This is a genomic window from Nitrososphaerales archaeon (assembly GCA_032906765.1).
Taxonomy (GTDB): Archaea; Thermoproteota; Nitrososphaeria; order Nitrososphaerales; family Gagatemarchaeaceae; genus DASPPF01.
This window is the reverse complement of the sequence record JAJTZB010000001.1, coordinates 328,287-345,730: the sequence shown is the minus strand read 5'-3', so window position 1 is coordinate 345,730 and position 17,444 is coordinate 328,287. Positions and strand designations below refer to the sequence as shown.

Genomic DNA, 17,444 nt, shown 5'->3' with positions numbered 1-17,444 from the left:
AGTTTCCGTTCGTAAGGTAACTCGGTTGGGGTTGGCCTAGAGAATCCTAGTTGAAAGTGGCGAGATGTTGAAGAACCCGGTCTGCGGAGTGCACGTCGTAACGGGCGAGGATTCTTTGCATTGATAGCTCGGTTCTACGTCGTCTGTCTGCTCCGCCACCGCATTGTTCACAATGTAGCGGGCCAACGGAGATTCCATATGGAGCCTGACTCAGTCTTCACTGGTCAGCGAGGCAGGCGCGCCGTGGCGAAACGCCTTCTCAGGTAGAGCCCGGCGCCAAGCAGAACCGCACCCAGAACGACCGCCAATGAGAGCGGGGAAGAAATGAAGCCTTCGACTGCCTTCTGGATTACCGCCTCGTAGATGTTGAAGAATTCGGAGCCTGGTGTAGCCAGCATGTTGTTTGTGACGCCGAGGAACACAGTTACGATGCCCATTGAGAGGAAGATCGCGGCAGCGAGGAGTCTCGAGGAGTGCATTGTTCCAAACCCTGTGTTTATCATCCTGCCTTGAATGATTCTTTGGGCAGAATTGCTCTTGTCCATGAACATGGCTACCACTAGGAGCGGAAATACCATCCCAGTGACGTACGCCATCCCCACCAGGGCCGATCCTATGAGCGAAGTTGTGAGGGCGGTGAGGACGAGGATACCCGCCAAGACAGGCGCGCAACAGGAGCTCGCAATGCCTGAGAAGGCCCCGAGGGCAAAGACGTTAGGCACACCGGTCTTCTGCAGGTCCACGTTGGGGTTCATCATCGGTATCAGCTGAATCCCTAGGAGAGACGCAATCCCGAGAAAGAGCATGAAGAAACCGCCTATCACAAAGAGAAGCGAATGGTTCAAACCGATGTAGATGGAAATGGCCGTGACTCCCAGCGCTATCGGGAGAAGAACTGCGGCCACTCCCAGCGCAAAGACCAGTGTCATTCTGAAGATCGCGGTCCGCCTCTTGAAGCACGAAGCGAAGTAGGATGGCAGGAGTACGCTGAAGCAGCAAGGCATGGCGAGCGCCACGATTCCGGCCAAGAACGAAACGATCACTGAGGCCAGAAGGAATTCCTCTCCGGCCATTTCACCCGCCTCTTGCTGCCCTACGCACAGCTGCTTTCAGCGGCTCTTCCATGATTTTTCCTTTTGCGAAGAGGGACTTGTTGATGAAGACTGCGGGCGGGTACAGGATACTATTCCTGACGGCGAGCGTAATTCCCTCTTCAGACGTGAAATCGACTTCCGACACGTCGATATCGGGCAGCTCTGCCTTCAGCTCCCCCAAGATGCGCTTTATGCGGAGGCAGGGGAGACACCCCTCTTTTGTAATCATAATGACTTCCACGGGTGGGTTCATCCCAGGTTCACCCGAGTGCCGACTTGACGCTTGCAATCAGCTCGTTCATCGGGACGTACATCGTGTAGGAGCCATAGTCCTTCCTCCACAACACGTTTCCGTCCTTGCCGACGAGGATGAATGTGTGGCCGGGGGCGCTTCCGGCGTGCATCGAACCTGCATAGAGCGTGGTGTACTCTTGGTCGACTTGCAGCGACTGGTCCGAGAGAACCATCATATTTGTGATTCCATTGTTCTGCGCCCACGCCTTCATGTCTGACATCGAGTTGGTCGTTATTGATACTACGGTTACGCCAATCCCACTAAAGGCAGAATAGTTCCTGTCGATGTCAACCATCTGCTGCAAGCATGGGCTGCATGTCAACCCTTCGTTAAAGAATAGAAGAACATCGGACTCGGCCAGATAGTTGTTGAGATTGAATGAAGTGCCATTCACAGATGTCAGCACGAATTCCGGGGCCTTGTCCCCGGCCATCAGCATCGCAGAGCTACTCTCGTTTGCCCGCGTCGCCACATAGGCAATTGCTGCGATTGCGACCACGAGGAAGGCTATGACAATAAGCGCGTTCCTCGTCCCGTGGCTCCGCCTTCTCAATGATCTTTGTTTCCTCATACGCCGCCACTCGATTCCAGGTTCGGCTGTGCTTCAGGTCCGTTCCGCGCGAACCTATCGCTGCCTTCGCCATGACTTGCAAACGGCGAGAACGTCTGACCAAGAGTCAGATCGATCCCCCAACCTCACACGTTCGCTTGCTTCGCCTGCGGGCGCCAGGTGAGGGCGAGTATTCCGCCGACGATGCCGAGAATGGCGCCGAGGAAGAAACCACCCATTCCGACGAAGCTGATGATGGAGAAAATGAGCACGAGCAATCCCCACGTGGGGGCCTTGCTGGGCCGTGCGTAGATCATCACGGCGCCAATCAGGACGATGATAGCAGAGATGAGACCTATCGCTGCTGCACCGTAAAACCATCCGCCGTACCCGTAGCCTTGCATCATTCCGTAGTACCCGCCCATCATCCCGTAGTAGCCTCCCATCATTCCATAGTATGGCGTACCGAAGGAGAAGGTCATCATCATTCCGACTCCGGCAATGATCAGTAGCCCCCCGATTAGCGAGAGGATGAACGAGGCCGTCGGTACCTCACTTGTTGATTGGGCCGCCATGCTATCCGTCTCGCTCGTGAGTTCTTCGGCCGTAACTTAAACCTCGGATACGATTATCAACCCTGAAAAGCATGACAGCCCACTCTTCAGCTCGGATGACCGTATTTGTGGGGGTCCTTATCGAAGGTGCTCTTGCAGCTGGACGAGCAGAAGTAGGAAGTCCTTCCTTCGTGCTCTGACTTGTAATGCGTCTTCTTTTCGTCGACCTTCATCCCACAGACGGGGTCTTTCTGCATCTTACCACCGTCTGCATCCACGAGGCGCTGCCTATTTCATGGTTTGTCTTTACAAAAACAAACCTTTTCGATGCAAGGCAAACCAAGTGGAAAGTTGCTGAGGAAGTCAGATCCCGTTTCTCCTTGCATCTCTGTGGGCACCGTAAATATTAACGCTAGACGGGATTGCGCTTCACCTTTCAGCTTCGTTTGACCAGGCGATACATTCTTGGATTGGTATGCCCAGGAACGGGGCAGACGTTGTATATTTCTCCGCTGACCGTGAAAGAGATCGGGTAGGTGGCGAAGTCCGACGAGAACGGAGGCAGGTCTTGAGTCGACGTTAATGACTCTACCTTCGGTACCGGACGCGCAAAGAAGGAGCGGGAAAATCTCCCCTGTCCTGGATCCCAACTCCAGCATAGTGTCCCCACGATGAAGGTTTATCTTTCCGACAGCGAGTTTCCTGTTGTGCTGCACCCTGAGGCCTAAAGCATTGTAACGCAAGCTGGTCGCGACGTAGTGCCAGCTCTTTTCTGATACACCTTTCCGACGGACAACACTCCTGCCACTTCACGTCGTGAACTCGGAAATCCTTCTCCAAACCTTGCTGCGTCGTTCAATCGTCGAATCAAGAGTCAGTCTGTTCGAGGCCGCGGTCGACTCCAGCGCAATCAGCGCCATGTACACGAAGACGTAGATGATTGCTGCCCCGATGTCGGTAGAGCCAAGGCCGTACGGCCCTCCAAATCCCTCGTCTATGCTATAGATTAGAAGGCTGAGTAGAATGCCCGAAAGGTACGACAGCTTGCGCATCAGGCCGAAGACCAGCGTGAAGCCGAGGATCAGCTCCCAGAGCGCCACGCCGTACAGCGTGAAAGCAGCGTTGGAAGATATGAAATTCACCCAGAAGTTGAACCAAGGAGCGAGCCAGGATGGCTGGCCCTGGCCGCAGTTTGAACGATGTTGACCACATCAGCGGGCGCCAGCCAGATGAACTTCATTGCCCCGTCTGTGAGCCAGACGATGCCAAAGATGACTCTGAGCACAACGCTCAAACTGCTTGCGTTGCGTGTCCACCAAGTATTGGAGATCTCGTTGCCTCCAGGCTTCAACTGACTCATGACAGGACTGAAATCGCTGGGTATATCGTCCTGCCTCTTTCCAATTGTAACGTGGACCCATGGCCCCTTTGCCAAAATCGAAAGCAAGAGAGGTTAGTCCTTTTGGAAGTGAGCATAGTCTCCCTGCCACTGATTCTTCTGCCTCGCCTTTCTATCCTGAGTGCGCAGGCGGAGCAACCTTTGCCTTCATCCGAGATGAGACTTCGGAGGAGAAAGGGCAGCGCCTACAGTCAATGCAGCGAACACAACCATGGCGATTGCAAGCAGGACCATCATCAGCTTACGCTTGCTTGGATCGGTCTCAGGCCCCCTATCTAGCGCGGGCACGATGAGCATCAGGATCAACGACGGCGTGAGCACGTACGGCACGGCAGCGAGGCTGAGATAACCCTCGATTGAGTAAACCCACAGCATGTACCAATCCGGCTTGGATACCTCGATCGCGGGGTTCCCAACGGAAGAGAGCGGTGCCTGAACCGCAAGAGACAGAATGGCTACCAGCGCTGCGGCTAGCAGACCGTAGTGGATCATCTTGGTGACGTGAGAGGAGAAGGGCACCTGTCTTTCTTGAGCCGCGTCCTTCCGCGCTGGACTGGAGATGCCCTGAATCCTGATCAGGTAAACGTGCAGGCCGACGAAGGCAAGGGCGATTACAGGGAGAATCGTAACGTGCGCGCTGTTTAGCCTTATGAGTATAGGAACGTCGGGAGCGAATGAAGGGCTGAACCAATAGGCCAGCGGACCCGCAAACGACGCGAGCTCTAGGTTGTGCCCCAGGGCCTCGACGGCCTCCTGGTCCCACCTTAGCACCGTTCCCGTGAACAGTAGCAGCCAGGCCAGTGCTAACAGAGCAACGCCGGATACCCAAAGAAGTTCCCGGGGTTTCTTGTATGCTCCCGAAACGTAGACTCGCATCATGTGAAGTATCACGAGGACGAAAATCAGTTGTGCACCCCAGTAGTGCAGGTTTCTTACGAAATTCCACAGAGGAACGCTGGCTATGTACTGCACGGAGGCGTAGGCAGCATTCTGATTGGGCATGGGGTGATAGAATTGTTGAAGGAGCACCCCCGTGACGCCCTGGAGTATCCCGAGGACCACCACCGACCCGCCGATGACGTATGTCGGACCGTTGGCGTGTGCTGGTATGAGATGGTCGAAGAAGGAACCAAGCCCGAGCCTGTCCTTCAACCATGAAGCAACGCCCAATCCTCTCATGCTCGACGGTACCACCTTGCCTCCATTACGATGAACCCAATTCCAGCTGCGACGATTACCCCGGCGTAGACAAGCGCGGCCTTGGGGTAGTTGTCGAAGAAGTGAAGGAGTTCAAACCCCAGCGGAGAGGCGCCATTGAAACGGATCGAGCTGATAGAGGAACCGTTGCTCCACGCGAGTACGCGTATGAAATCAGGATATGGCGTATCGTCTTTGACAGACAGACCCGTGCCGTTCGCATTTATGGTCTTGCCGAAGGTGACGACTAACGTGCCCGACGTCAGGTTTGCGGCAGACCGGACTCCAGTGTCGTTCACCAGTGTTTCTTTCCCCGCGACCCACGCCCAGATGACTCCCGGCGAGAAAGAGATGGCTACCCCGTCCCGACCTAGCGAAGCATTCAAGCGGGCCTGCACCAGAATCACGAAGTAAGTATCGTTGTGGACGGACATGAGGTTGATGCTTGGGCCGTTCTGCTGCTCTATTGTTGTCATTCGCGCACCGGTCCATTGCGGCAGCATGAAATCAGGCGATAGTGTCAGACTGCGGTATTCGTGCTGACTTGTTAGCCACTCACCGCCCATCTCATTAGCAGATGCTATTGTAGGCGAAGCGATGAGAACGACCAAGAGAGCGACCAGAGCGACTCGTGGCAAATACTTGACTAGTTTCGACTTCTGCAACTTCCTGATGAGATTAGCCAGGCTGAAACCCTCCTGCGCGTGCAGAATTCGGAACTTCTTTTCGGCACGGCTGATTCCGTAGTCGTTTCGGGCGTAGATTGAGGAGGTTGAGATGAGCTTTTGGAGCCTCATGAAACTGCGGACGTGCTCGGACACATCCAGCACTATCCGCAAGCCGAATGACTGCAGCTCACCCGCTGTGAGAGGCGAGTCGTGCGTCAAGTAACCACCCGTCAAGTACTCGGCTAGGTCTCTGGCCTTCGCGCTATCCATTTTATCCTTCAGGACGTACTGAATGAAGGACTTCATCTGACGAAGTGATTTCTCTGCGATGTCGGCCATCATGACCATCTCATCGCTAACGTTCTGGGGGCCCTTCGACACAAGCAGCCTCAACAGAGAAGGTGAGGGAAAGCCGGAGACCTGCGGGTCGAGTGGCCCTAGGACACTGAACGGCTCCATTACTATCTCGTCGGCAGCCAGGCAGATCAGCGTGGCGCCAGACATGGCGTAGTAGGGGACGATGGCAGAGACCTTCCCTTTGTGCTCCTTCAGCGCAAGTGCGATCTGCTCTGCCGCAAGCACTACTCCTCCCGGGCAATGGACGATGATATCGATCGGTTTGCCCTCGGGGGCCGACAGTATCTCGTCCAGTATCTCCTCCGAGTCCTCCATCTTGATGTACTGGTCAGTTCCGTTGTGGAGTTCCATTCTGTGAATGAGAGTGATCACCTTCGAATTTCGCTCTTCCTCAATCGCCCTCCTGGTCAAGTCTCTTTCTGCTCCAAGCGCCCGCCAAAGACCAGCCGCGCCGCCCATCTCAGATTCCATGACGCACGCCGCTGAGCAGAAGCTCTTTGCGACTCCTTCGTGGTCGACGACTATGGGTTCCTCGCGACTCTTGCCACAGTGTTCGCACTCGCCTTTGTTCGTCAATCTCACCTTAGTTTGAACCTCTCGAGCAGCATGGAGTTCAGGGTGACCGTGATTGAGCTGGATGCCATCGCTATCGCGGCGAAGATAGGGTTCAACAGCAACCCGAACGGAAGGTAGAGCACACCCGCTGCAACTGGAATCAGCACTATGTTGTACGCGAAGGCCCAGAAGAGGTTCTCCTTGATCTTGCGCACAACTCTCTTGCTGAGTATGATCGCCTTGGCAACATCGGATACGTCGCTCCTCATCAGTACGACGCCACCCGTCTCCTTCGCTATGTCGGTCCCGCTTCCTATCGCGATTCCCACGTCGGAAGCCGCGAGCGCCGGGGCATCGTTGACGCCGTCCCCCACCATGGCGACCACCTTGCCCTCGCCCTTGAGCTCGCCGACCACCTTCGCCTTATCCCCCGGGAGCACCTCTGCCAAGACGTTAGTTATCCCGAGCTTCCTCGCGATGGCGTCTGCGGTCCTTCTGTTGTCTCCCGTGAGCATCACGACATCGATTCCCATCGACTGCAATTGCTTGACGGCCGCTGGAGCGTTCTCCTTTATCGTGTCGGCGACTGCTACAATGCCCTTCAGTCTGCCGTCCACTGCAACGAGCATGGCCGTCTTGCCGTCCCCCTCCAGGCTCTTCATCCTCTCCTCGGCGACCTCGGTCGGTATCCCATTGACTTCCATGAGTTTCCTGTTGCCCAACAGGACAATCGCTCCCCTGACGGTCGCCTTGACCCCCTGCCCGGCGATGGCTTCAAAGCCCTCGGGGTTATCGATCGACAACCCTCTTTCTCTTGCCCCTCGCACTATTGCTTCTCCCAGGGGATGCTCCGACCCCACCTCCGCAGCGGCTGCCATCCGGAGAACCTCTTCCTCTCCGCTGTTGAAGCCGACCACGTCGGTCAGTGAGGGCTCTCCCTTGGTAAGGGTCCCTGTCTTGTCGAAGACTACTGTCGTCAGCTTGTGGGCCTTCTCCAGATATTCTCCATTCTTAATCAGAATCCCATTCTGTGCGCCCTTCGAGGCGCCTATCATAATCGCCGCCGGGGTTGCGATGCCCAGAGCGCACGGGCAGGCGACTATCAGCACAGACACGAGAACAATGAACGCAACAGCGAACGGCAGCCCCCAGCCTAGGTACCAGAACAGGAAGGAACCGACAGCGATGGTGACCACCACCGGCACGAAGAACGAAGATATCCTGTCGGCCATCCTCTGTATCGGAGCCTGTGAGACGATCGCCTCCTCGACCATCTTCACTATCTGTGAGAGGGCCGAGTCGGAACCCACCTTGGTCGCCCTGACTTTGAGGAAGCCCGCCTTGTTGATGGTGGCGCCTATGACTTCGTCCCCGACCCCCTTTTCCGCCGGAATGCTCTCACCGGTGACGACGGATTGGTCAACAGAGGAATGACCTTCTACGACAATGCCATCGACAGGTATCTTCTCTCCGGGCCTCACCACAACTACGTCGTCGACCCGCACCTGCTCGACCGGAACTTCCGTTTCTACTCCGTTCTTGATCACCTTGGCAAGCTTCGGCTGAAGGTCCAGGAGTTTTCTGATGGCGTCGGAAGCCTTACCTTTCACAATGTGCTCCATGGTCTTGCCGAGCATGATGAAGCCAATGATCAGGCCGGCTTCGGTGAAGTAGACCGCAGGTCCGCCGAGAGTGACCGTCTTGGGGAAGATCCACGGGAAGAACGTGAACAGAGTGCTGTATACCCAGGCAGCGCTCGTCCCTGTCGCTATGAGACTGTCCATGTTGGCCTGCCTTGCCCTTATGGCGTCCAGAGTTCCTTTGTAGAACCTCCACCCGCCAATGAATTGAACGGGTGTTGCAAACAGGAAGAGCCAGACGTAGTTGGGCAGACCCAGCCAGACGAAGTTGTGGGAGACGCCCAGTATCACCGGCGCCCCGTACTCGAACACGGCCGTGATGCTGCCGAGGATCAGGCTGAAGGCGGTGATTATCTTAAGGCTTCTGAACTCCCTCTCGGGAGCGATGAACTGTTTGTAGCAGTTCTCACTGCAGAAGTAGTACGTCGTGCCCCTGCGCTCGGCCTTATACGGGGCCTTGTTCTCGTCGACGTACATTCCACAGATTATGTCCTTCGCCGTGTTCCCACCCTACGGTCCGAGGTTTCTTACGCGTCTACTTTAGACTCCTTGTTTAACTTTACAAAAATCGGTTGTCACCGACTTGACGGGTGTAAAGTGCAGCCGGACTGGTGGGCTTATCGTCCGCGGATACTATTAGAGCGCCTTATCTTCTCTTGCAGGAGCATGCAGCCCTGCATGAATGCCTCAGCCCTCGGGGGGCAGCCAGGGATGAACACGTCGACCGGGATTATATCATCAATACCCCTCAACACATTGTAAGAATCGAAATACAGGCCTCCTGTGATACTGCAAGCACCCATCGCAATTACCCACTTTGGTTCGGCCATCTGATCGTAAACGAGCTTCAGGCGTGGGGCGAGCTTCCTTGTGACAGTCCCCATTACGATGAGGAGGTCGCAGGCCCTCAGCGAGCCGAACGCCTCCAGCATCCCCATACGTTCCATGTCGAACCTTGAGCCTGCAGCGGCCCCAACCTCTACGCTACAGCACGCAGTTTCGAGATGGACGGGCCACAGACTATACAGTCTTCCCCAGTTCACCACGTACCGCAGCGGGTCGCCGATTGCGTACTGAATGACCTCGTCGAGCTTGCCGACCAGAACGTTGAAGAGACCAGTCTTCTGAACAGCCGCCACGCAACTCTCCGAACTATCGTGACCTAATAGCCTCTATATGAACGTGCGGCATGAAAGAGGTCGAGCCCTATTGGCCTCCAGGGATTGGCAGAGCGTGCAAGTGTGTGTAAAGAGACTCGAACACAGAATCAGGGTAGATTCCGATTTGTATTGAGATAGCAGCCAGAACCAACACCGACACTGTCGATTCCAGGTGGTGCTTCCTTGCCGTCCCGAAAGTCGGCACCAGCCTGAGATTCATCCTGTAAATAGGCAGGGTAATCTATCGAGCTTTTCCTATGCCTACTGGGGGGGGAGAGAAAGAATGTTCGGGCTTGGAAAGAAGTACTGTTACACGTGCGGAAAGGAAGTTGGCGGGACCCAGTACCAGAGGTTCGGCAAGTACTTCTGTTCGGAGGAGCACGCACAACAATACACAGAGCAGATGCAGAAAGCAAGACAGGAGCAGCTGGCAGAGGCGCCACAGTCAAGACGCGGTGGCGGTTGCTGATAGGGTAGTCGAAGCGAGTTGGGCGCGTCAATCTACCTCAAGATAACACTGCTTTTCGCGGTACTGACGGTCCTGCTCATGGCCGTAGGATACGTTGTGGGACTGTACTTTTTCGGCGACCCCATTCCGGTCATGCTCCTAGCGCTAGGACTGGCCGCGGTCTTCAACTTCGTTTCATACTATTACAGCGACTCCATAGTCATCAGGATGAGTAGGGCCAAGGTAATTCAGGAGAGCGACAACCCAGCACTCTTCAGGGTCGTGCGGAATGTTGCTCAGAAGGCGGGAATCCCGATGCCCAAGGTTGGGATAGTCGATTCCCCGCAGCCCAACGCATTCGCGACTGGGAGAGGGCCGAAGAAAGCCGTCGTGGTTGCCACTTCCACCATCCTGCAGACGCTCACGCCGGACGAGCTGGAGGCGGTGGTGGGCCATGAAATCGGGCATGTTGTGCACCGGGACGTCCTGATGTCCAGTGTGGCCGCAACGATGGCAGGGGCCATCTCCTTTGTCGGCAACATAGCTCTGTGGTCTCTTTGGTCCGGCGGTGGAAACAGTAGAAACAGGAACGGAGGCTCGCCAATCCTCTTGCTGGTAGCCGCGATACTCGTACCGCTGGGTGCCACATTCATACAACTGGGGATAAGCAGGAACGACGAGTACAACGCCGACGAATACGGCGCTAAGCTAACAAGGAACCCTGGAGGGCTGATCAACGCCCTGGAGAAGATAACAGCGAAGGCCCAGACGAGGCCTATTTCAGGCAGGTCGGGTCAGACTCCGTCCCCCGCGACTGCCTCGCTCTGGATTGTGAACCCGTTCAGAGGCAGCACACTGGTAGAACTCTTCTCGACTCATCCGTCAATGCCGCACCGGGTGTGGAGGCTGAAGAGGGTGGCACGCGAAATGAACCTCTATGTCCCCTAACAGAGAAGTGAGCCTTGGTTGAAGGACGGTGTCAGGATATCAATCCATGGCCTGATAGGAGGCCTGGGACTCCTTAGTGTCTACTTCGCGATAGTAACTCTAGCGCAGGGCTTCGGCCACGCCGTCGCCGAATTCATCTCTCTTTCGCACCTGATGGTCCCACTGGTCGTCGGCTTTGGTATTCAAGTTTCACTCTTCTCCTACACGAGGCACTACGCAAAGGCGATTCAGAGCTCAGCCTCGGTGACCGCGGGTGGAGGGGTCTCAACGGCATCGATGATCGCATGCTGTGCACATCACGTCACGGATCTGGTTCCCTTCGCAGGAATTACGGCCGCAGCGATCTTCCTGACCGCCTATCAGACTTTCTTCATATTCATCGGATTGCTGTCCAACATGGTCGGGATAACAGTCATGCTAGCCATAATCCAGAAGCACCGGCTTTACAATCCCCAGGGTCTCTTGGCAAGAATCATGACCGTCGACATGGCAAAGGTCAGAAATCTCGCAATCGCTGCTACCATGGTGGCCGTTCTCGGATTGGGTTGGGCCACCGCGATTGGTGCGACAGCGCCCGGCAGCGTTCAAAGCAACGTCGTTTCGCTGCAGGAAAAGGGTAGCGACGCGAATGGTCTGAGTGTAACTGTGACTCCCGCACCTTTGGCGATCGGTAAGAACACAAGCTTCGACATCAAGATGGACACTCATGTCGGGGACCTGAGCTTTGATCTGACCAGGACAGCTTACCTGCAGGATGGCAACGGAACGAAGTACATTCCGCTCCAGTGGAGCGGTTCGCCGCCCGGGGGCCACCACAGGGAAGGTATTCTCGTGTTCCCACCATTAACCGACCGCCCCGCTTCCATTACGCTCGTGTTGGGGAACTTGTACGGGGCTGAAAGAATATTCACGTGGAATACAGCCGGTTGACCGACATGTCTAATACCGAATCAGGTGTAGGGCGTGAAGAGACCCGTGGTCAAAGTACTGCTAGCGAACCGAGAGATCCGGTTTGCGGAATGGCGCTCGACGCTGCGGATGAAAGATTCGTTACTGACTACAAAGCCAAGAAGTTCCACTTCTGCTCTTTCGCATGTCAGACAGAATTTGAAAAGAACCCAGAAAAGTATGCTATTGCCTTCGAGCCAATCAAGGTCAAACAGATAATGAACACCGAGGTGGAGGTCATAGGCTCTGACAGCTCGGCACTTGAGGTGGCAAAGCGGATGTCTAGTAAGGGTCGTGGTTGCATGCTTGTCTTGGAAGGTGGCAAGGCGGTCGGGATGATAACAGAACGGGACCTCGTTGGAAAGGTGCTTGCCGAAGACATATCTCCCTCAAAGCTCAGGGCAACGGATATCATGACAGCACCACTGATTGCTGTTGAACCCGAAGCCACGGTCGAAGAAGCTTCCAGGATCATGTCTCAGTATTCAATCAGAAGACTTCCGGTGGTTAAGGGAGGGACCCTTGTTGGTCTGATAACCTCGACCGATATCGCCCTTCGGATGGCAAAAGAGAAGCAGTTCAAGGATCACAGGCTCAACGCCTTGGCCAGATACTGCGTATCGCCCCAGGCGGGACCGTATGAGTGAGTGACCCGGGGCGGACATGATTGTACCAAGACAATCGGTTCAATATGGTGAAGTGGAGGGCGGGAAGGTGAAACTTCAGAAGAACGACTTGGATGTAATGCCCTGCTGGACCGCTGAATCTGGTAGTGCTGCTATTGGTGCCAGGCTTTGCAGGTTGGAGCATTGTTTTGGCCGCAAATACGTGTCTAGTGTTACACGGAATACTCTGGGTAAAGGCCAACAGACTTGAGCAAGTTGAGCGGCAGCCTATCGTAACTGGAGGGATTAGTTGCGGATGAGACGAATCTGGCATTCAAGGCCAAGAGCAAGGGAGTTCAGAGACACGCTATACGGTCTAAGGTTGTTTCCTTCTAGCAATAGAGGCTCCATCGACACCTTACAGTGGCGAACGGCTCCCCCCAACTAGAATGAGCAGGACAAGCAAGATTACGATACCGAGCGCGAAGACCAGAATGTAATCCTCCAGCACGCCCGTCTGCATTCTCCTGGCCTCTCTCGAGATAGCCTGTCCGGCACTTGAGATTCCGTCGGCCATGGCGTCGACGACATTCACATCGAACCAATTGCCCGCTTTGGAGAGGTAAATCGCGAGAGACGCTCCCGCATCGTTGATCCTGTCCAGAAAGCCTATCTCTACGTTCGCCTGCATCCATCTTCCGAAAGCGATTGGTGCATTCACGAAGACCTTGTAGTATATCGCGTTTATGTACCATCTATTCTCCAGGAAAGTGTACAGACTTCGCATGGGACCCTTTTCTCCCACAAGTCTCGCGGAATCAATCCTTCTCGCTATGTAAATAACCGAAGCCGCGCCGATGCCCCCGATGACGAAGGCTCCCGTCCAGAGGGCAGCCGCAAAGCTGAAACCGATGGGACCTGGAGCAGCGCGAGTTAGCGCGGGAAACAGGCTTGCGAGGTAGGCGTTTGACGCGGATTCGAGCGCACCCTCGAGGTTCACCAAAGGAGCGAGCAGTCCGATGGCCAGCGTTCCCACAGCCAGCGCCAAATATGGCAACCACATGATGGGGCTGACTTCATGGACCCCGCGTTCCTCCTCAACAGCCCGCAAATTATCGCTCTTCTTGCCGAAAAAGGCAAGGCCCAGCATTCTGAATGAATAGAAGGCGGTCAGGCCAGCGGTCACAGCCCCGAGCCCGAACAGCCAGAATTGACCCGCGTCCCATGCGGTTGCAAGAACCGCGTCCTTGCTCCAGAACCCGCTGAACGGCGGTATTCCCGAGAGAGAAGCCGTTGCCATCAGAAGCGCCACGAATGTGATCTTTAGCCTGTTCCTGAGACCACCCATGTCGCTGATGTACTTAGACTCCGTCACGTGGATTAGAGCGCCCGCGGCGAGAAACATTGAAGCCTTGAAGATCGCGTGACTCGTAAGCTGATAGAGACCCGCAGACAGCCCCTGCGAAAAATTCGTCGATAATCCAGTCAGTCCCAACGCCATCATCATGTATCCTATTTGAGAGATGGTAGAGTACGCCATGATCTTCTTCATCTCGAAGCCTACGAGTGCCTGGGTTGCTGCGAGAAAGGCCGTGAAGGCTCCTATCCAGGCTACCGTGGTAAAGAACGGTTGAATGAGTGTGGGGTTGGCGACCATTGCGAAGTAAAAGAGGGGGCCAATCCTGGCGACGAGAACCACGCCAGCCTTCACCATCGTAGCTGCATGAATCAAGGCAGACACGGACGCCGGACCTGCCATCGCATCAGGGAGCCATTCGTGTAGAGGAAACTGTGCGGACTTTCCGACGGCCCCGCCGAAGATCAGGAGCGCTGCAGGAACGAGCAGCCCCGACTGCGACAGCCTGCTTGCCCACCCAGTCGAGCTGGCGAGTTGGGTGAAGCTGAAAGTACCTGAGTAGATGAATACGAGAAGGATTCCTATGAGAAAGGCCACGTCACCCACCCTGGTCATTACGAACGCCTTCATTCCCGCGTGCGACGGAGGATACGCCTGTTCTTCGCCCAGCGCGTATCTGCCAGGAGTTCCGACCCAGTACTTCTTCTCATCCGAATGCCAGAAGGAGATGAGCATCATGCTTGACATCCCCACGCCCTCCCAGCCAAAGTACAGCTGCAGAAAATTGTCGGAGAAGACGATCAGCTGCATGTTGCCGATAAAGAAGTTCATCCAGAACCAGTACCGGGTGAGGCCCTGTTCATGCTTCATGTACTCGAGGCTGTACAGCATGATGAGGAAGCTCACCCAGGCGACAACATTCGAAAGGATTATTGTATAGGGGTCTGAGAGCACACCTGCGTTTATTCCGAGCGAAGGTATCCAAGGAAGGCTCCTTGGTATGAACGAATCGAACACGGTGACGTTCTGACCCTGCAATACCGGGAGAATCAGAAGGAAGGCGAAGAGAGCAGAGACGAGGGAGGTCAAGACAGAGACATAATCTCTCACCTTCGGCAGTTTGGCAAGAAGCGGCGTTACTAGGGCGCCGGCATTTGGAAGCAGGAAGACCATCCAGATGTAATAAGAGGGTACAGCGACACTCAACCGCGTACCATCCTCAATTGAGGCGGATGGCGCACCTGAGCATCGAAACAGCCATCGGCGGGAGAAGCTTCCCTGTCAAGCTACATGACTCGCGTAGGCGACATGGACTCGATTGTGTCCCTCGCGAAGACTTTGGCTAGGCGCTTGAACGTTTCTTGGCACTCCAAGGAGCAAAAATAGTAGGAGACACCAGCATAGGTTGACTTGAACCCCGCCTTCGTCTCGTTAACATCCATCCCGCAGACCAGGTCTTTCTGCAAGGTCATCTGCTGCGTTGCCATGCCGTCTGAATTTTATCTGTATCATGATCCTTCATGATTCCCAGGTGCAGTCTTGGCAGGAACATCGGAACTCTGCCCTCGTAGCCGGAGTAGACAGCTCCGAACTCCGCTTCCATGTCTCGCTCTTCCCTCTTCGCCAGCCTGTAATACAACCAAATCAAGATGGGGAACATGATGGCAGTAGGTATCGTAATCCATTGCAGCATCAACCCAGAGGTCAGGAGAAATATGCCCAGATACTGAGGATGCCTCACCCGGGCGTACACTCCGTCTGTCACCAGCGTGTCACCAGCCTTGTAAATCTTTGACCATCCTTCAAATACGAGCAGCACCCCACCGGCAATCATGGCGATGGAAAGAAAGTGCGGAGGGGAGAGCATTCCAAGTTCTGGGAATAAGAGGTGGCCCGCGTCGTGCGTGAGCGGGTTCTGGTAGCCCACTGCCCATGAGAGGATGTATATGGTCAGCGGGAAACCATACATCTCGGCGAACAGGGCCGTGAAGAATGCCAAGGTCATCCCCTGGGATGCCCTGCTCCCCCGTCTGGTCCTCCTGTAGGGAAGACGTGTGATGACAAAGGAGAACAGGAGAATGCTGATAATCGCCAGGCCCCAGTCCCCATAGCCATATCCCTCAGCTGCCATGGTGGTGACCCTCATCCCCCTCCGATCTGTCCTCTTCCGACCCGCCGTGCGAGTGCCCGCCGTGCCCGCCGTGGCCAAACAGGTGCATGACCATCATCAGGCCAATGAACGCGAACAGATACCATGATTGGTTTACGAGGTATCCCAACGCGAGGGCTACCCCGATGAACCCAACAAATAACCCAATTCGAAGCAACGACCTCTTTGACGTCAACCTGACATCCCTCGCTCTCGCACAGCCTTGTACCCCGCCTTTTTGATCAGGCCGATGATTTCTTCTTCATTCGTCAGGTTGGGGTCGTAGTCAACCAAGATTAGGTCGAGCATGTAGGCGGCTCCCACCGACTTCACACCCCTGGCCTTCAGGAGCGCCTTCCTGACCGGGATTATGCAGGTGGCACAGGGAACCCCGACCACAGTCAGTCTGGCCCTCTGCGTCCTCTCCGCCATCATGTAGCGCGTTCCTCGCGGGCGGGTCTCCAGCTTAGCGCAACTACCCCGCCGACCACGCCCAGGATTGCGCCGATGAAGAGCGCGTCCATGCCGAGGAACCCTATCAGCGAGAATACGAGAATTAATGCCCCCCACTTAGCGTGCTCAGCCGGGCGGGAGTTCAGCAGTAACGCCCCGATGGTTACCATCAGACCAGCTACGAGACCTATGAGCACCAGACTGCCCATCGACCCCAGCGGAGTCCCATAACCACCCATCATTCCGGCGTATCCTGCCATCATTCCTCCCAAAGTTCCGTATCCGAATCCTCCTCCGCTGAACAACAGGTAGGAGATCCCACCCCCCAAGAGCATCAGTATTCCAGCTCCCAGCGACAGGGCGAATGCGCCTTGAGGACCGTGCCCGCTCAATTTGCTTCAGCACTTCTCTGACTCTGCCAGTGCCTCACGGTCGAATATATCGTGGCGCCCGCAGTGGCATTGGCCCACAGCGTTGGGGTTGCGCACAACTACTCCGCCTCCCTGGACTGATTCCTCATAGTCGATGTGTGCTCCTCTCAGGTACCGCAGTGACTCCTGGTCGACCAGGAGCTTCAGCCCATCGCCCTCGACAACGGTGTCGTCAGCTTTCACCGAATCCTCTTCGATGTTGTAGCCGTAACCCTTGCCTCCCATGCAGTGGGTGCGGACCACGGAAACTCGAATCGCGGAGTCTGCCTTTCCAGCCCGAAGGAGGTAGTTTCTCATATGGGCTGCGGCGGGGATACTAAGGCTCAGCGTTTGACCTATGAGCTTCCCCTCAGCCCCAGCGTCCCCGCCGTCTTGTTCGGGCGAGCGCGAATTCAAGGCTAGCAGCCGCCGCACTGGTCACTGCTCTTCGTTTGCTGAGCCGTAGCCAGCTGCTCCTGCCTCGACTTCTGCATCTGCTCAGTGTACTGCTGCGCGTGCTCCTCCGAACAGAAGTACTTTCCGAACCGCTGGTATTGGTTCCCACTGACTTCCATTCCACACGTGTAACAGAACTTCTTTCCGATTCCGAACACGCTTCCAATCACCGCTGTACGTAGGGGGGCTGCATACATTACC

General features: G+C 55.6%; 23 protein-coding genes. 4 read left to right on the top strand and 19 right to left on the bottom strand.

The annotated features are described in order from the left end of the window. Positions 1 to 36: 36 nt before the first annotated feature. The 12 genes from LYZ69_01860 to nuoB all read right to left on the bottom strand — a co-directional run bounded on the left by LYZ69_01860 (position 37) and on the right by nuoB (position 9,448). The gene (locus LYZ69_01860) at positions 37 to 186 is read right to left on the bottom strand and encodes a hypothetical protein (GenBank protein MDV3277197.1); all 150 of its coding nucleotides are present in this window, start codon (positions 184 to 186) and stop codon (positions 37 to 39) included. A 38-nt stretch (positions 187 to 224) separates the two neighbouring features. Further along, positions 225 to 1,073, bottom strand: coding sequence for a hypothetical protein (locus LYZ69_01855; protein MDV3277196.1), 849 nt, complete (start codon positions 1,071 to 1,073; stop codon positions 225 to 227). 1 nt (position 1,074) lies between these two features. Next, entirely contained in the window at positions 1,075 to 1,347 is a 273-nt protein-coding gene (locus LYZ69_01850; protein ID MDV3277195.1) for a hypothetical protein, read from the bottom strand. 7 nt (positions 1,348 to 1,354) lie between these two features. Continuing rightward, a complete protein-coding gene (locus LYZ69_01845) occupies positions 1,355 to 1,942 on the bottom strand; it encodes a peroxiredoxin family protein (protein MDV3277194.1) in 588 nt (195 codons plus the stop codon). A 143-nt stretch (positions 1,943 to 2,085) separates the two neighbouring features. Continuing rightward, positions 2,086 to 2,514, bottom strand: a complete 429-nt coding sequence (locus LYZ69_01840) for a hypothetical protein (GenBank protein ID MDV3277193.1) — start codon at positions 2,512 to 2,514, stop codon at positions 2,086 to 2,088. A gap of 86 nt (positions 2,515 to 2,600) precedes the next feature. Next, entirely contained in the window at positions 2,601 to 2,750 is a 150-nt protein-coding gene (locus LYZ69_01835) for a YHS domain-containing protein (protein ID MDV3277192.1), read from the bottom strand. A 552-nt stretch (positions 2,751 to 3,302) separates the two neighbouring features. Further along, positions 3,303 to 3,635, bottom strand: a complete 333-nt coding sequence (locus LYZ69_01830) for a hypothetical protein (protein ID MDV3277191.1) — start codon at positions 3,633 to 3,635, stop codon at positions 3,303 to 3,305. Next, entirely contained in the window at positions 3,632 to 3,853 is a 222-nt protein-coding gene (locus LYZ69_01825; GenBank protein MDV3277190.1) for a hypothetical protein, read from the bottom strand. The genes LYZ69_01830 and LYZ69_01825 overlap by 4 nt, the downstream gene beginning before the upstream one ends. Before the next feature lie 186 nt (positions 3,854 to 4,039). Further along, complete coding sequence (locus tag LYZ69_01820; protein MDV3277189.1) at positions 4,040 to 5,071, bottom strand: cytochrome b N-terminal domain-containing protein; 1,032 nt, start codon at positions 5,069 to 5,071, stop codon at positions 4,040 to 4,042. Then, positions 5,068 to 6,690 carry an ATP-dependent Clp protease proteolytic subunit gene (locus LYZ69_01815; protein ID MDV3277188.1) on the bottom strand — a complete coding sequence of 541 codons (1,623 nt, stop codon included), beginning with the start codon at positions 6,688 to 6,690 and terminating at the stop codon, positions 5,068 to 5,070. Before LYZ69_01815 ends, LYZ69_01820 begins: the two co-directional genes overlap by 4 nt. A 2-nt stretch (positions 6,691 to 6,692) precedes the next feature. Next, the gene (cadA, locus tag LYZ69_01810; protein ID MDV3277187.1) at positions 6,693 to 8,786 is read right to left on the bottom strand and encodes a cadmium-translocating P-type ATPase; all 2,094 of its coding nucleotides are present in this window, start codon (positions 8,784 to 8,786) and stop codon (positions 6,693 to 6,695) included. Positions 8,787 to 8,926: 140 nt separating this feature from the next. Continuing rightward, positions 8,927 to 9,448, bottom strand: coding sequence for an NADH-quinone oxidoreductase subunit NuoB (nuoB, locus tag LYZ69_01805; GenBank protein MDV3277186.1), 522 nt, complete (start codon positions 9,446 to 9,448; stop codon positions 8,927 to 8,929). Between the two features lie 304 nt (positions 9,449 to 9,752). Here nuoB and LYZ69_01800 point away from each other — a divergent pair, with 304 nt between their 5' ends. The 4 genes from LYZ69_01800 (at position 9,753) to LYZ69_01785 (ending at position 12,460) form a co-directional block, all read left to right on the top strand. Continuing rightward, positions 9,753 to 9,938, top strand: a complete 186-nt coding sequence (locus tag LYZ69_01800; GenBank protein MDV3277185.1) for a hypothetical protein — start codon at positions 9,753 to 9,755, stop codon at positions 9,936 to 9,938. 18 nt (positions 9,939 to 9,956) lie between these two features. After that, positions 9,957 to 10,865 carry a zinc metalloprotease HtpX gene (locus LYZ69_01795; protein ID MDV3277184.1) on the top strand — a complete coding sequence of 303 codons (909 nt, stop codon included), beginning with the start codon at positions 9,957 to 9,959 and terminating at the stop codon, positions 10,863 to 10,865. 18 nt (positions 10,866 to 10,883) lie between these two features. Next, a complete protein-coding gene (locus LYZ69_01790) occupies positions 10,884 to 11,795 on the top strand; it encodes a hypothetical protein (GenBank protein ID MDV3277183.1) in 912 nt (303 codons plus the stop codon). An 89-nt stretch (positions 11,796 to 11,884) separates the two neighbouring features. Beyond that, positions 11,885 to 12,460 (top strand): CBS domain-containing protein, encoded by a 576-nt coding sequence (locus LYZ69_01785; protein ID MDV3277182.1) that lies wholly within the window; start codon positions 11,885 to 11,887, stop codon positions 12,458 to 12,460. A 376-nt stretch (positions 12,461 to 12,836) separates the two neighbouring features. Here the strand turns inward: LYZ69_01785 and LYZ69_01780 are convergent, their stop codons facing one another. The 7 genes from LYZ69_01780 to LYZ69_01750 form a co-directional block, all read right to left on the bottom strand. Further along, the gene (locus LYZ69_01780; GenBank protein ID MDV3277181.1) at positions 12,837 to 14,981 is read right to left on the bottom strand and encodes an NADH-quinone oxidoreductase subunit L; all 2,145 of its coding nucleotides are present in this window, start codon (positions 14,979 to 14,981) and stop codon (positions 12,837 to 12,839) included. Between the two features lie 80 nt (positions 14,982 to 15,061). Then, positions 15,062 to 15,241, bottom strand: a complete 180-nt coding sequence (locus LYZ69_01775; GenBank protein ID MDV3277180.1) for a YHS domain-containing protein — start codon at positions 15,239 to 15,241, stop codon at positions 15,062 to 15,064. A 2-nt stretch (positions 15,242 to 15,243) separates the two neighbouring features. After that, entirely contained in the window at positions 15,244 to 15,984 is a 741-nt protein-coding gene (locus LYZ69_01770) for an isoprenylcysteine carboxylmethyltransferase family protein (GenBank protein ID MDV3277179.1), read from the bottom strand. Positions 15,985 to 16,116: 132 nt separating this feature from the next. After that, the gene (locus LYZ69_01765; GenBank protein MDV3277178.1) at positions 16,117 to 16,356 is read right to left on the bottom strand and encodes a heavy-metal-associated domain-containing protein; all 240 of its coding nucleotides are present in this window, start codon (positions 16,354 to 16,356) and stop codon (positions 16,117 to 16,119) included. Next, on the bottom strand, positions 16,356 to 16,769 hold the full coding sequence (locus LYZ69_01760) for a hypothetical protein (GenBank protein ID MDV3277177.1): 414 nt from the start codon (positions 16,767 to 16,769) through the stop codon (positions 16,356 to 16,358). Before LYZ69_01760 ends, LYZ69_01765 begins: the two co-directional genes overlap by 1 nt. 6 nt (positions 16,770 to 16,775) lie before the next feature. Next, positions 16,776 to 17,105: an iron-sulfur cluster assembly accessory protein gene (locus LYZ69_01755; GenBank protein MDV3277176.1), complete on the bottom strand. Its 330-nt coding sequence runs from the start codon at positions 17,103 to 17,105 to the stop codon at positions 16,776 to 16,778. Positions 17,106 to 17,206: 101 nt separating this feature from the next. Next, positions 17,207 to 17,413 (bottom strand): hypothetical protein, encoded by a 207-nt coding sequence (locus tag LYZ69_01750; protein ID MDV3277175.1) that lies wholly within the window; start codon positions 17,411 to 17,413, stop codon positions 17,207 to 17,209. Positions 17,414 to 17,444: the final 31 nt, after the last annotated feature.

What these genes read in the sequence shown, in the direction of transcription:
- LYZ69_01855 (MDV3277196.1), bottom strand. Translation starts at nt 1,073, where the DNA reads ATGGCCGGAGAGGAATTCCTTCTGGCCTCAGTGATCGTTTCGTTCTTG.
- LYZ69_01850 (MDV3277195.1), bottom strand. Translation starts at nt 1,347, where the DNA reads ATGAACCCACCCGTGGAAGTCATTATGATTACAAAAGAGGGGTGTCTC.
- LYZ69_01840 (MDV3277193.1), bottom strand. Translation starts at nt 2,514, where the DNA reads ATGGCGGCCCAATCAACAAGTGAGGTACCGACGGCCTCGTTCATCCTC.
- LYZ69_01835 (MDV3277192.1), bottom strand. Translation starts at nt 2,750, where the DNA reads ATGCAGAAAGACCCCGTCTGTGGGATGAAGGTCGACGAAAAGAAGACG.
- LYZ69_01825 (MDV3277190.1), bottom strand. Translation starts at nt 3,853, where the DNA reads ATGAGTCAGTTGAAGCCTGGAGGCAACGAGATCTCCAATACTTGGTGG.
- LYZ69_01820 (MDV3277189.1), bottom strand. Translation starts at nt 5,071, where the DNA reads ATGAGAGGATTGGGCGTTGCTTCATGGTTGAAGGACAGGCTCGGGCTT.
- cadA (MDV3277187.1), bottom strand. Translation starts at nt 8,786, where the DNA reads ATGTACGTCGACGAGAACAAGGCCCCGTATAAGGCCGAGCGCAGGGGC.
- LYZ69_01800 (MDV3277185.1), top strand. Translation starts at nt 9,753, where the DNA reads ATGTTCGGGCTTGGAAAGAAGTACTGTTACACGTGCGGAAAGGAAGTT.
- LYZ69_01785 (MDV3277182.1), top strand. Translation starts at nt 11,885, where the DNA reads ATGGCGCTCGACGCTGCGGATGAAAGATTCGTTACTGACTACAAAGCC.
- LYZ69_01765 (MDV3277178.1), bottom strand. Translation starts at nt 16,356, where the DNA reads ATGGCGGAGAGGACGCAGAGGGCCAGACTGACTGTGGTCGGGGTTCCC.
- LYZ69_01755 (MDV3277176.1), bottom strand. Translation starts at nt 17,105, where the DNA reads ATGAGAAACTACCTCCTTCGGGCTGGAAAGGCAGACTCCGCGATTCGA.